Here is an 11,532-nt window from a genome sequence, read left to right as displayed (position 1 = left end):
AATGCCACACAACGCAGCCATCGTCGGCGGCGGGCTCACCGAATGGGGCGAGCGCGACGCCACGTGGAAGGATCTCGCACAGGAAGCCGGCAAAGCGACGTTCGACGACGTCGACGGGATTGAGCCCGAAGACGTCGAGGGGCTGTTCGTCGGAGCGGTGCAACCCGAACGGTTCGCGTTCCAGAGCCACGTCGCGCCGATGGTCGCCGAACTACTCGGCATCGACGTGAACGGAATGTTAGCTCGCACCGAACTCGCGTGCGCGAGCGGGCAGGCCGCGCTGCGCTACGCCTGGCTGGCGATCGCCGCCGGTCAACTCGACGTCGCGCTCGTGCTCGGCGTCGAGAAGATGAACATCGACCGCGAGCATATGCCGGAGATCCAGTCGAATATGACGAACGTGCTCGACCGGGAGTTCGACGGCGTCAACGGCCTCAACGGACCGTCGTACTTCGCCCAGTACGCCCAGCGGCATATGGAAGAACACGGGACGACCCAAGAACAGCTCGCGATGGTGAGCGCGAAGAACAAGAGTCTCGCCGCCGAGACCGAATTCGCACACTACCGAGAGCACGTGGACGTCGACGACGTCCTCGATTCGTACCCCATCGCCCCGCCGCTCCGACTGCTCGACTGTAGCGGTATCACCGACGGCGCTGCGGGCGTACTCGTCGTCAGCGAGCAGAAAGCCGCCGAACTGGGCGTGGAGACGGCCGCGTACATCACCGGCAGCGGCCAGTCCTGTATGGCGAGCAACTCCGTCAACAACATCCCGTCGCTGACGACGTGGCCGCAGGCCCGCGAGGCCTCCCAGCAGGCCTACGAGCAGGCCGGGATCGAGGACCCGCTTGCGGAGATCGACGTCGCGGAGGTCCACGACTGCTTCTCGATCAGCGAGATCATCGAGTACGAACAGCTCGGGTTCGCCGAGGAGGGCGAAGGCGGGCAGTTCATCGAGGACGGGCGCAGCGAACTCGACGGCGACGTCGCGGTCAATCCGCGCGGCGGCCTGCTCGGGTGCGGGCATCCGCTCGGTGCGACCGGCGTCTGCCAGGCACTGGAGGTGTACCGACAGTTCACCGGCGACGTGTCCAGTGCCCGGCAGGTGCCCGACGATCCAGAGACCGGCCTCATTCACAATCTGAGCGGCAGCGCCTCAGTGCACAGCGTGATGACGCTCGCGAGGGACCCACAATGACTCGACCCCACCACACCGGCTCGAAAGACGCAGACGACCCGACCGACGACCTCCTCCGTACGGATGGCGGTGAGCGCAGCGACCCGCCACGCGGAACCATCTCGCTTCCGGACGAAGTCGAGCTCCCGCGGCTGCTCGACTTCTACGATCTCCAGGACCCAGCACACACCCGGATCCACGAGTTCTACGACAACCTCCGTGCGGGCTCGCTCACGACGACACAGTGCACCGACTGCGACGCGATTCACTTTCCCCCGCGCGTCGTCTGTCCGGAGTGTCTGAGCGACGACCTCGCGTACACTGACCTGCCGCACGAGGGGACGCTCACCTCGTTCACCGAGGTCCGAGGGACCGCGGCTATCGGGATGAGCGACGACCCGCCGTTCGTCGTCGGCGTGGTCGATCTGGGACCTGTCAGGCTCTCTGCGCGGGTCGACGACGCCACCTACGACGAACTGGAGACGGGTGACGCCGTCCAACTGAAGGTGATGGACATCGACGGACCGACCGAGCAGGACCGCGTCTTCTACCGGTTCGAGCCTCTCTGAAAACAGTTCGCGATGGCTATCAGTTGACGTCGCGCTCGGCGTCGTCCCAGTGTTCCTCTCGCAGTTCGTACTTCTGGATCTTCCCCGTCGAGGTCTGCGGGAGCTCCTCGCGGAACTCGACGCTCGTCGGGCACTTGTAGTGGGCCAACTTCTCGCGGCAGAACTCGATCAGTCCCTCCTCCGTGAGGTCTGCCCCCTCGCGCGTGACGACGAGCGCCTTCGGCGTCTCGCCCCACTTCTCGTGTGGGACGCCGATGACGGCGGCGACCTTCACGTCGGGGTGATCGAAGATGGTGTCTTGCACCTCGATGCTGGAGATGTTCTCGCCGCCCGAGATGATGATGTCCTTCTTGCGATCGACGATCGTGAGCATCCGGTTTTCGTCCATCGTGGCGATGTCGCCCGTGTGGAACCAGCCGTCGACCCGGTCGTGGAAGGCCTGCTCCGTCTGTTCGGGCTTGTTCCAGTAGCGATCGAGGACCTGATTCCCGCGGGCGACGACCTCGCCTTTGGTCTGGTCGTCGAGGGGGACTTCTTCGCCGTCCTCGTCGACGACACGGATCTCCGTGTTGAGCGTCGCGAACCCGGGTTTGTTGATGATGTCGTACTTGTTCCCCTGTTCGATCTTCCGCTTCGAGTTGCTGGTGGTGATGAGCGGCCCCGTCTCGGTCGCCCCGTAGGCGTGGATGATCCGCCAGCCGAGTTCGTCTTCGGTCCGCTTGATCGTCCGTTTCGGCGGGGGGCTGGCAGCGGTTTCGACGCGGACGGGCATCTCGCCGGTCGTCGGCACGTCCGCGTCCTCGTGGTATTCGAGCAGCATATTGAGGACCGTCGGCGCGCCGCCGAGATACGAGACGTCGTAGTCGTTGATCCGCTCGAACACGGTCGCGGGGTCGAAGTCCCGGAGTATCACGTGCTTTCCACCGATGCCGGTCAGCCCGTAGATGTGGCCCCAGCCGTTGATGTGGAACATCGGCGAGGTCCAAAGCAGCGTGTCGTTGTCCTCGAACTCCACGTGATGGGCGTGGATCATCGCGTGGTAGTGCTGGATGCGGTGGGTGTGGACGACGCCCTTCGGATCGCCGGTCGTCCCGCTCGTGTAGAGGATCGTCGCGTCGTCGTCCTCGCTGATGTCCGGCCGTTCGGGCTGTGCGGGAGACGCGTCACTGAGGACGGTCTCGTAGTCGTCCCAGTCGCCCTCGACGCGGTCGGCGTCGTATGCGACCCACTGCGAGACGCTTGTCTCGCCGCCCTCTTTCAGGTGCTGGAGCTTTTCGGCGTACTCGTAATCGGCGATCAGCACGTCCGGTTCGCAGTCGCCCAGTAGGTAATCGTACTCTCCGGGTTGGAGGCGGAAGTTCAGCGGGACGAACAGCGCGCCCAGTTGCATCGTCGCGTAGAGCGTCTCGATGAAGTAATGCGAGTTGGGCGAGAGCAACGCGACCCGATCCCCCTTTTCGACGCCCCACTCGCGGAGCGCGTTCGAGAGCCGATTGACTCGCGCTCCGAGTTCGCCGTAAGTGAACTCGGTCCCGTCGTCTGCGATGACCCCAACGTCGTCGCCGTAGAGTTCCGTCGCCCTGTCCAAGAAGTCAGTCGTGAGTAGTGGCCTGTGCATTGGTTTCGGTCCAGTTAGCAGGTCACACCAGTGCGTCGCTGTCGGGAACCTTCCGCTCGTCTTGCGGTCCGCGCACCCAACGACCGCCCTGGTATGGCATCACAGATCAATAATTTACATTAGTATATAATTGTTCCCCAAAAATTACCATAATATACGAAATCGATGAATGGAGACAACTTGGTTATCGAATCCGGGTGGCTCGATGGCGGCTCCACGTCTCCCGCTGATGGCTGTCCACCGCTCCCGTACGCCGGTTCCTGACGCTGACTCGACTTACCCGCGTCAGGTCTCGGTCCGGTCGAGGCTGGTCTGTCTCCCCAACGTCGCCTCGAATCTGTCTGCGAGGCCTTCGAGGGACCAGCCGCCGTCCTCGAACGCGATCCGCTCGATCTCCGGGTTCGAGCGCAATGCGACGCCATCGCCCGCCGCTTCGACGGTACAGCCGGTGACGCCCGCGGCCGCCTCACTCAGTAGAAACGCCGCGACCGGCGCGACGCTCTCCGGGGGGTACTCCTGCGCGTCGAGAAACGCTTCGGTCATCTGCGTATGCGCGATCGGAACCAACGCGTTCACGCGAACGTCGTACCGCTGTAGTTCGATCGCACCCGTGCGGGTCAGCCCGAGCACCCCTGCTTTCGCCGCCGAGTAGTTCGCCTGTCCGCTGTTGCCGAACGCTGACGGGCTCGCCACTGTCAGAAACGAGCGACCCGCTGATCGGGTCTCGGCCGTCTCTTTCCACCGGCGCGCGGCACTTCGGAGGAGATTGAAGTGACCGCGGAGGTGGACGTCGATCACTCGGTCCCACTCGGATTCGGTCATCTCGGTGAGATACGAATCACGGAGGACGCCGGCGAAGTTGACGAGGCCGTCGAGCCGACCGTGCTCGGTGACGGTGTCGTCGATCAACTCCTCGGCGTACTCCATCTCAGTGACGTCCCCGAGGTGGACCGTCGCAGATCCCGCTCCGTCGTCCAGTTCCTCCCGCAGCGTGACGGCATCGGACTCGTCCTCTCCCCCTAGGTCGTTGAGGACGACGGTCGCACCGTGAGAGGCTAACTCTCGTGCGGTCGCCCGCCCGAGCCCGCCCGTGCTCCCCGTTACGATGTAAACTTCATTTTTAAGCATATATTTTCGATGTGAGATACGAGGCCACAATATTCTATCGACGGGATCCAGCTCAGGCGGCGCAGTGAGTTCGTCGCCAGCGAATCACGTCGCCTGCGGCTCGGGTGCGCGCCACGCGAGCACGGTCCCGACCCCAGCGAGTGCGCCCGCGAGAAGGAACGCCGCGTCGAAGCCCGCGGCGTCGACGACGGCGCCACCGACGATCGGAGCCAGAAACGCCCCAGCGAGACCGACGGTCGTCTGAAATGCGACGGCCGTCGCGGCAACGCGCGGATCGACCGCCTCGCGCACGTAGGTAAACGAGAGCCCGAGCGTGAGCTGGATCGCAAAGCCCGAAAGCAGCAGGACGCCGACGAGCAGTGGGACCGAGCCCAGGTACGCGAAAAGCAACACGAGCGGCGCCGCGAGGCCGAACGAACCCAGCAGGACCGGCTGTCGCCGCCCGTCGAAGACGCGGTCCGAGAGGAGACCGCTGCTGATTCGCGAGACGACACCGATGCCGGGGAACACGGCCAGGAGGACGCCACTCACCGCCAGTGAGAGCCCGATCTCCTGGGTGAGATACGACGACCCCCAACTGTTGATGAAGAGATACAGCGCGTAGCTGAGAAAGCCGAGCGTCGCGACGAGCCAGACGGTCTCGTCGCGGAGAACGGTCCCGAACTCCCCAAGCGTGGGGGCCTCACCGTCGCGACCGCCGAGTCCGCGACTCGTCGGCCAAAATATGAGCAAGCCGACGAGCGCGACGCCCGTGAACGCGATGAAGATCGCGGGCCAGCCGAACCGCGCGGCGATGATCGGCCCCGTCCCCTGCCCGATCGCGAAGCCGACCGGACCGCTCGCGGTGAAGATACCGACCGCCGTCGCGCGATGGTCGCCGGTCACTGCGCGGCTCACGATGTCGATGCCCGCGTTCCAGACGACCACGTACGCGATGCCACCGACTGCGCGCGAGGCGATCACCGACCGGTAGCTCCCTTCTCGCCCGCCGATCCATCCCCAGATGCCGGCCGCGAACAACACGAACACGGCGACCACCATCACACGTCGAGAGTCCGTTCGATCCAAGAGGGCGCCGGCCGGCAGACTCGCAACCACGGCGGTCCCGAACATTACGCTCACCAGGAGTCCGGCGATCGCCGGCCCGATGTTTAGGGACTCACGGATCAGCGGAGTGACGCTCGCTGGGACGATCTCGTAGGCCGCCAGTCCCACCGAAGTCAGACTCGCGCCCGCGACGAGACCATACGTCGTCCAGTCCCGTCCCGACGCTTGCCCCGACCGATCTCGGTCTGATCGGCCGTCACTCCGTTCGGTAGCCATCAGTGCTCGGACGTGTTCGCCAGTTGTATAGAAAGCAGTGGTGTCGGCTCCGTCTGCCGGGACATTGTTACCACACGACCGTAGCATCCACAAACAATCAGTTTTCCGACTATATCACGACGCCGTCGTTACTCCTCGGCGATCGCGACGGTCTCCTGTTCGAATTCCTCACCGTTCCACCGCCACGAGCCGAGATACGGGTGGCCGTCGAACGCACAGATCACGTAGGAGTACCCCGGCCACGTTGCACGGTCGGCATCGACGGCGCTCGGACGCGCCGGCCCGGTCGGGTGCGTGTGATAGAACCCGACCACGTCGAGTCCTCGGGATTCGATCTCGTCGATCCGTTGTAGTTGCGCTTCGGGGTCCATCGCGTAGCGAATCTGTGGCGCGTCCGCGACGTTCTCGACGCGGGAAACGTCTGTGACGCGGCTCGCGTCGGCTCCGTGTTCTCCGGCGAGGACGCCACAGACCTCCTCGTCGCCGCCGGCGTACCCGTGGTGGACGATCTCGTCGTAGGCGTCGCGGCGAATCGTGAGCACGTGCGTTCTAGGGGCGCTCGCCGCAAAAACTCTCGCCCCGGCTTACGCGTCGCTGTCGGCGTCCGTTTCGAGTTCGTACTCCCAGGCGTTGTAACCGCCTGCCATACTTCTGACGGACGTCTCCGCGCCGACGCCCTCGTAGCTGCTGATGAGGCGGGCCGCCTGAACCGACGACTGCCCGATCGGGCACGCGACGACGACGTCCTCGCCCCACTCGATCTCGTCGATCCGGGTGTGGAGTTCGGCCATCGGGACGTTCTCCGCGCCCGGGATGTGACCCTGATCGAACGACGACGGCGAGCGGATGTCGATGATCTGTACGTTCTCGCCCGCATCGAGTTTCCGCTTGAGTTCGTCGGTGCTGATCTCCTCGACTGTCATCGGGTGATCACCCGTCGAGAGTCGGCGTCGGACGCCGGTAATGCGTCCGTTCCGGGGCGTTTGCCCGGTCGCTGAAGTGTCATCGTCCTCGTGATATACTGCCTCCCGGAACAAACTCATTTCGGAGCGGCGGCTCCCTCGCCTCTTTTTGTAGCCGCCGTTCGTACACTCCGGTGATGGAACTCGTCGCAGTCGCCGCCGTCGCCGAGAACAACGTCATCGGCCTCGACGGCGAACTCCCGTGGGAAAGCATTCCCGCGGACAAACGGCAGTATCGCGCTCGCGTCGCCGATTCCGCGGTCGTTCTCGGCCGCGAGACGTTCGAGTCGATGCGCGATCACCTCCCCGGGACCCACCAGATCGTGCTGAGTCGAACGGAACGCGAGTACGACGTCGCAACGGCGACGCACGCCAGCGACGTCGACGAGGCGGTCGAAATCGCCGGGTCGCTGGGTCTGGAGACCGTCTACGTGCTCGGCGGGGCCGAGATCTACGCCCTCTTCCAGCCGCACGTCTCCCGGATGTTCCTGAGCCGCGTGCCCGGCGAGTACGAGGGCGACGTCCACTACCCGGTGTGGGACGAGGAGGAGTGGGAACTCGCGTCGACGTCGGACGAGGACGGTTTCACGCTCGAAGAGTGGGTCAGGCGGAAACGCGTGGACTGAACGCGTCCGGCCATCCGAGCGGTGCCCGTCGCTCTCTGCATCGCCCCGTCGTCCACCGGATCGCCCCGCCGCCCACCGCATCCCCGTCGTTCTCCACACGGCTCCCCGCGTCAATTACATACTGCCGGGGACCTAATCGATAGCCAATGTCCGCGACAGCGACGTTCGGTGGCGGCTGCTTCTGGTGTACCGAGGCGGCGATGCAGGAACTCGACGGCGTCGAGTCGGTCACGTCCGGGTACGCCGGCGGCAACACCGAGAATCCGACGTACCGGGAAGTCTGCTCGGGGAGCACCGGCCACGCGGAGGTCGTCCAAATCGAGTACGATCCCGACGTCATCGGCTACGACGACCTCCTGGAGGTGTTCTTCGCGACGCACGACCCGACGCAACTGAACCGTCAGGGCCCCGACGTCGGATCGCAGTACCGCTCGATCGTCCTCTATCACGACGACGAACAGCGTCGGCAGGCCGAGGCCTACGTCGAGGCCCTCGACGAGGAGTACGACGACGACGTCGTGACGGAGATCGAGTCGCTCGAACGCTTCTGGCCCGCAGAGGAGTACCACCAGGACTACTTCGAGAAGAATCCCAACGACGCGTACTGTCGGATGCACGCGCAACCGAAGGTCGAGAAGGTACGCGAACGCTTCGCGTCGAAGGTAACGCAATAACGGCTTCGCGTCGTCTGTACTCCGGTCGAACTCGCCGCAGCGACGGATTCTGAGATGCTCCGGCGGGGAAAGGTCACAGCGGGCAGACGCCGGCCGTTCTGGCGGCGGTGCGAGTGCCGTTACTCCTCGCGGCTACTCAGGTGGCCGGGGATCCACTCGCCATCGAAGTCCTCGTGGAGGAAGGGCGTCGCATTCTCGCCGGCGTACGTCGCCACGAGCTGGCCGTCGCCTTCAAGATGGTACTTGTAAGTCGTCAGCCCCTCCAGACCGACGGGGCCGCGGGCGTGGATCTTGCCGGTACTGATTCCGACCTCAGCCCCGAGCCCGAATCGGTAGCCGTCGCTGAAGCGCGTCGACGCGTTGTGGAAGACGCTCGCTGCGTCGATGCGCTGCATAAATTCGGCGGCGCGGTCGGACTCTTCGGTCACGATCGACTCGGTGTGCTTCGAGCCGTAGGTGTTGATGTGGTCGATGGCGTGCTCCAGTGAGTCGACGACCTTCACCGACAGGATCAGATCGCCGTACTCTGTCGACCAGTCTTCCTCACTGGCAGCGTCCATCTCGACGATGTCGCGCGTGCGTTCGTCACCGCGGAGTTCGACGCCCGCCTCACGGTAGCGCTCGACGAGGTCGGGCAGCAGGTCCCCGGCGACGGACTCGTCGACTAACAGTGTCTCGACGGCGTTGCAGACCGCTGGGTACTGGACTTTCGCGTCGAAGGCGATGTCGGCCGCCATCGAGAGGTCCGCTTCGGAGTCGGCGTACACGTGGCAGACGCCTTCCGTGTGACCCAGAACGGGGATGCTCGTGTTGTCCTGGACGTAGCTCACGAAGGCGGAACTCCCGCGGGGCATCAGGAGGTCGATGGCGTCGTCCATCCCGAGCATCGTGTCGACGTCTTCGCGGGCTTCGATGTGCTGCGCCCAGCCGTCGGGGACTTCGGCGGCGGCCTCGACGATCGTTTCGTAGAGAATGCGGTTCGAGTGTGCCGCTTCGCTGCCGCCTTTGAGGATGACGGCGTTGCCCGATTTGAGGCTCAGCGCCGCGATCTGCACCAGCGCGTCGGGACGGGACTCGAAGACCGTGCCGATGACGCCGATCGGGACCGACAGTTTGTAGAGTTCCAGGTCTTCGTCGAGCCGTCGGGCCGCAAGCGTCTTTCCGAGGGGATCTTCCTGTCCGGCGACGCTGCGGACCATCTCGGCGATGCTTTCGAGCTTCGACTCCGAGAGTTTCAGGCGGTCGACGAACGCCTGGGTGTACTCCCCGGCTTCGAGCATCTCTTTGCCCTCTTCGACGTCGATCGCGTTGGCTTCGAGAATTGCCTCGCTGTTTGCCTCGATGGCGTCTGCGATCGCGTGCAGAGCGTCGTCGCGGGCCGATTCCGAGAGGTTCGCCAGCTCTAACGCTGCGGACTGTGCTTCGGTGACTTTCGCCTCAGTTTCTTTCTGGCTCATCAGTGATCGTTGATAGGGGTGAAGATGGTTCCGACGGGCTGTTCGGTGGCGACCTTTTCGAGGACGTCTTCCTCCGTCGAGCGGGCGATGACCGCGGGAATGCCGTGTTCGCTCACGGACCGCGCGCCCTGAACCTTCGTGCGGATGCCGCCGAAGGAGCCGCTCGCACTCGAATCGACGATCTGCTCGACTTCGTCGTAGTTGCGACCGACTGCTTCGATCAGTTCGGCGCCCGCGTCCTCCTTGGGGTTGCCGGTGTAGACGCCGCCGACGTCGGTGAGCGTGACGAGCAGGTCGGCGTCGACGCCGATCGCGATCGACGCGGAGATCATGTCGTTGTCGCCGATCCGGATCTCCTCGGTCGCGACCGCGTCGTTCTCGTTGACGATCGGGACGACGCCCCACTCTAAGAGCGTCTCGATCGTGTTCTTGAAGTTGGTGAACCGCTCTGGGTTCTCGAGGTCGTGCTCGGTCACGAGAATCTGCGCGACAGTCAGCCCGTAGCGCTCGAAGCTCTCGGTGTAGCGCCGCATCAGGTGACTCTGCCCGATAGTCGAGAGCGCCTGGGACTCCTCGACGGTGTCGTCGCTCGCGAAGCCGATGCGGCCTTTCCCGGCCCCGATCGCCCCCGAGGAGACGAGAATGACCTCTTTGTCGCGCTCGACGAGTCCGGCGACGTCGTCGACGAGTTTGTCGAGTTTCCCATCGTCGAGGTTCGACTCGTCGTCGGTGAGCGAGTTGGTGCCGGCCTTGACGACCACGCGTCCGGCGTTCGCGGCGAGCGAGCGTGCTTTAGCCACTTCCGCCGCTTCGACGGCGCCGCTCATTGTTCGGCGTCCTTCGCGGCCTCCTCGGCCAACTCGGCGGAGCGCCGGCTCGCGGCGCTCAGCGCGTCGCCGACGACCTCTTCGACGTCGCTGTCCCAGAGGACTTCCATCCCCTCGATCGTCGTCCCGTTCGGCGAGCAGACGGCGTCGATCAGTTCGTCGACCTCTTTGTCGGAGCGGAGCACTGTCTCGGCGGCGCCCTTGAACGTCTGTGCGGCGAGGACTTCCGCATCCTCCTCGTCGAGTCCCTCCTCGACGGCCCGCTTTTGCATCGCCCCGAGGAGATAGAACACGAAGGCGGGACCGCTGCCGTTCAGCGCCGTCGCGACGTCCATCAGGTCCTCGTCGATCTCGACGTACTCGCCGAGGTCCGAGAGCATCTGTGCGACGTTCTCGTCGCGCTCGTTCCAAGAGACGGCGGCCGCCATGTCGCGCGTCTCCGCGGCCAGATTCGGCATCACACGCACGACGGTGGCGTCGGTCTGCGGCTGGACGACGTCCGTCGAGACGCCGGCGGCGATCGTCACGAGTGTCGTGTCGGCGTCGAGTTCCAGGTCGTCGAGCACGAGCGGGACGATGTCGGGCTTCACCGCGAGGACGACGACTTCGGAGTCGTGAACGTCTGCGATGTCGGTCGTCGTTCGGTCGGCGTACTGTTCGATCGCTTCGAGAGCCTCGGGCGCTACGTCGTAGGCCGTGATGGTGTAGCCGTCGGCCTGAGAGAGCCCCGTGATCAGGGCGCTCCCCATATTGCCGCAGCCGATTACGCTGACGTCGATCATCTTGTGACTCTATAGACGGGGCCGCCGATATACGAACTTTGGTTTCCGATCGGTTCCTAGCGATGTTGTCTTTTGTGCACACGCGGGCGATCATCCGCCCAAAAGGGCGCGAACTGCTCGGTCTGCCGTATACTGACCACGGTTTGCTAGTGAATTCGATCTACCCACGACGATTCCTCTCTCAAGACCTAGGTAAGCCCTCCGTCCCGGTATTCAAAACTATGACTCAATATATTTATTCATTAGTTGTGTTCATTAACTGTGTTCTTCGATTGTGTTCACTGATTATGGTAGATTGCGAGTGAATCTGTGCCCCCCACGCGGTCGTCGCGTGGCAGCAGATTTTGGAACAGTAATGTGGAATGATAAACGAAAACGGGAGCGAGAGG

At 64.2% G+C, this 11,532-nt stretch carries 12 protein-coding genes; 4 read left to right on the top strand and 8 right to left on the bottom strand.

All coding sequences use genetic code 11. From position 1 onward, the window contains the following. Position 1: 1 nt before the first annotated feature. Both D3D02_RS09025 and D3D02_RS09020 read left to right on the top strand, forming a co-directional pair. The gene (locus D3D02_RS09025) at positions 2 to 1,198 is read left to right on the top strand and encodes a beta-ketoacyl synthase N-terminal-like domain-containing protein (protein ID WP_121569652.1); all 1,197 of its coding nucleotides are present in this window, start codon (positions 2 to 4) and stop codon (positions 1,196 to 1,198) included. After that, complete coding sequence (locus D3D02_RS09020; protein WP_121569651.1) at positions 1,195 to 1,746, top strand: Zn-ribbon domain-containing OB-fold protein; 552 nt, start codon at positions 1,195 to 1,197, stop codon at positions 1,744 to 1,746. Before D3D02_RS09025 ends, D3D02_RS09020 begins: the two co-directional genes overlap by 4 nt. Before the next feature lie 19 nt (positions 1,747 to 1,765). Here D3D02_RS09020 and D3D02_RS09015 read toward each other — a convergent pair whose 3' ends face one another. The 5 genes from D3D02_RS09015 to D3D02_RS08995 all read right to left on the bottom strand — a co-directional run bounded on the left by D3D02_RS09015 (position 1,766) and on the right by D3D02_RS08995 (position 6,738). Then, positions 1,766 to 3,364, bottom strand: coding sequence for a class I adenylate-forming enzyme family protein (locus tag D3D02_RS09015; RefSeq protein ID WP_121569650.1), 1,599 nt, complete (start codon positions 3,362 to 3,364; stop codon positions 1,766 to 1,768). A gap of 285 nt (positions 3,365 to 3,649) precedes the next feature. After that, on the bottom strand, positions 3,650 to 4,492 hold the full coding sequence (locus D3D02_RS09010) for an SDR family oxidoreductase (RefSeq protein ID WP_121569649.1): 843 nt from the start codon (positions 4,490 to 4,492) through the stop codon (positions 3,650 to 3,652). 84 nt (positions 4,493 to 4,576) lie between these two features. Continuing rightward, positions 4,577 to 5,815, bottom strand: coding sequence for an MFS transporter (locus D3D02_RS09005; RefSeq protein ID WP_121569648.1), 1,239 nt, complete (start codon positions 5,813 to 5,815; stop codon positions 4,577 to 4,579). Positions 5,816 to 5,943: 128 nt separating this feature from the next. Further along, positions 5,944 to 6,357 (bottom strand): desampylase, encoded by a 414-nt coding sequence (locus D3D02_RS09000; RefSeq protein WP_121569647.1) that lies wholly within the window; start codon positions 6,355 to 6,357, stop codon positions 5,944 to 5,946. A gap of 42 nt (positions 6,358 to 6,399) precedes the next feature. After that, a complete protein-coding gene (locus D3D02_RS08995) occupies positions 6,400 to 6,738 on the bottom strand; it encodes a rhodanese-like domain-containing protein (protein WP_121569646.1) in 339 nt (112 codons plus the stop codon). A gap of 176 nt (positions 6,739 to 6,914) precedes the next feature. Between D3D02_RS08995 and D3D02_RS08990 the strand changes: the two genes are divergently transcribed. Both D3D02_RS08990 and msrA read left to right on the top strand, forming a co-directional pair. Continuing rightward, complete coding sequence (locus tag D3D02_RS08990) at positions 6,915 to 7,403, top strand: dihydrofolate reductase (RefSeq protein ID WP_121569645.1); 489 nt, start codon at positions 6,915 to 6,917, stop codon at positions 7,401 to 7,403. A gap of 146 nt (positions 7,404 to 7,549) precedes the next feature. Further along, complete coding sequence (gene msrA / locus D3D02_RS08985) at positions 7,550 to 8,077, top strand: peptide-methionine (S)-S-oxide reductase MsrA (protein WP_121569644.1); 528 nt, start codon at positions 7,550 to 7,552, stop codon at positions 8,075 to 8,077. Between the two features lie 119 nt (positions 8,078 to 8,196). On the opposite strand, the gene D3D02_RS08980 is transcribed toward msrA, so the two are convergent. From D3D02_RS08980 to proC, 3 genes are read right to left on the bottom strand one after another with little or no spacing between them, the layout of a single operon-like run. Then, on the bottom strand, positions 8,197 to 9,534 hold the full coding sequence (locus D3D02_RS08980; RefSeq protein ID WP_121569643.1) for a glutamate-5-semialdehyde dehydrogenase: 1,338 nt from the start codon (positions 9,532 to 9,534) through the stop codon (positions 8,197 to 8,199). After that, entirely contained in the window at positions 9,534 to 10,361 is an 828-nt protein-coding gene (gene proB, locus D3D02_RS08975) for a glutamate 5-kinase (RefSeq protein WP_121569642.1), read from the bottom strand. Before proB ends, D3D02_RS08980 begins: the two co-directional genes overlap by 1 nt. Further along, positions 10,358 to 11,143, bottom strand: coding sequence for a pyrroline-5-carboxylate reductase (gene proC / locus D3D02_RS08970; protein ID WP_121569641.1), 786 nt, complete (start codon positions 11,141 to 11,143; stop codon positions 10,358 to 10,360). The genes proB and proC overlap by 4 nt, the downstream gene beginning before the upstream one ends. Positions 11,144 to 11,532: the final 389 nt, after the last annotated feature.

The organism is Halobellus sp. Atlit-38R (genome assembly GCF_003665925.1).
Taxonomy (GTDB): Archaea; Halobacteriota; Halobacteria; order Halobacteriales; family Haloferacaceae; genus Haloquadratum; species Haloquadratum inordinatus.
Note: the sequence above shows the minus strand (reverse complement) of the source record. Positions and strands in the feature narration are given on the sequence as shown.

What these genes read in the sequence shown, in the direction of transcription:
- D3D02_RS09020 (WP_121569651.1), top strand. Translation starts at nt 1,195, where the DNA reads ATGACTCGACCCCACCACACCGGCTCGAAAGACGCAGACGACCCGACC.
- msrA (WP_121569644.1), top strand. Translation starts at nt 7,550, where the DNA reads ATGTCCGCGACAGCGACGTTCGGTGGCGGCTGCTTCTGGTGTACCGAG.
- D3D02_RS08990 (WP_121569645.1), top strand. Translation starts at nt 6,915, where the DNA reads ATGGAACTCGTCGCAGTCGCCGCCGTCGCCGAGAACAACGTCATCGGC.
- D3D02_RS09010 (WP_121569649.1), bottom strand. Translation starts at nt 4,492, where the DNA reads ATGCTTAAAAATGAAGTTTACATCGTAACGGGGAGCACGGGCGGGCTC.
- proC (WP_121569641.1), bottom strand. Translation starts at nt 11,143, where the DNA reads ATGATCGACGTCAGCGTAATCGGCTGCGGCAATATGGGGAGCGCCCTG.
- D3D02_RS09025 (WP_121569652.1), top strand. Translation starts at nt 2, where the DNA reads ATGCCACACAACGCAGCCATCGTCGGCGGCGGGCTCACCGAATGGGGC.
- proB (WP_121569642.1), bottom strand. Translation starts at nt 10,361, where the DNA reads ATGAGCGGCGCCGTCGAAGCGGCGGAAGTGGCTAAAGCACGCTCGCTC.
- D3D02_RS08980 (WP_121569643.1), bottom strand. Translation starts at nt 9,534, where the DNA reads ATGAGCCAGAAAGAAACTGAGGCGAAAGTCACCGAAGCACAGTCCGCA.
- D3D02_RS08995 (WP_121569646.1), bottom strand. Translation starts at nt 6,738, where the DNA reads ATGACAGTCGAGGAGATCAGCACCGACGAACTCAAGCGGAAACTCGAT.
- D3D02_RS09005 (WP_121569648.1), bottom strand. Translation starts at nt 5,815, where the DNA reads ATGGCTACCGAACGGAGTGACGGCCGATCAGACCGAGATCGGTCGGGG.
- D3D02_RS09015 (WP_121569650.1), bottom strand. Translation starts at nt 3,364, where the DNA reads ATGCACAGGCCACTACTCACGACTGACTTCTTGGACAGGGCGACGGAA.